Origin of the sequence: Acinetobacter sp. UBA5934, assembly GCF_002430855.1 — a bacterium.
Lineage (GTDB): Bacteria > Pseudomonadota > Gammaproteobacteria > Pseudomonadales > Moraxellaceae > Acinetobacter.
This window is the reverse complement of the sequence record NZ_DJDC01000062.1, coordinates 27494-27871: the sequence shown is the minus strand read 5'-3', so window position 1 is coordinate 27871 and position 378 is coordinate 27494. Positions and strand designations below refer to the sequence as shown.

Here is a 378-nt window from a genome sequence, read left to right as displayed (position 1 = left end):
GGCAGGTTGATGCTTATGCTCACAAACGTCATGCTTAGGAGACAAAGGCACCAACAATAACAATTCATCTTCTATCAGAGAAAGTAAATCAGCCGTCGCAGGAGCATCATAGCTACCTTTTGTCGTTGCTTCACTTTCACCTAAGACGATGAAATCAGCATCCTCATCCAAGCGCTCTATCAGTGATTCATCATCCACAAGCGCTAAATGAAAGTCTGAAACGAGAGGAATTTCAACAGGATTCAGACAACGCTGACATTCCATTGGTACTTTCGTTTCAACATGACCATCTAACCATACGATACGATGATACGCATCCATTGATAGCTTACAGTCTATGTTAATCAATTGATCATCAATTGATCCAACAGCTTCACG

Annotated in this window: 1 protein-coding gene; it reads right to left on the bottom strand. The window is 41.5% G+C overall.

Features of this window, described 5'->3' with window-relative positions; translation table 11 throughout:
• Positions 1-378: YceD family protein (locus B2Y23_RS04310; protein WP_291369232.1), on the bottom strand; the 378-nt coding region annotated here is incomplete at both ends.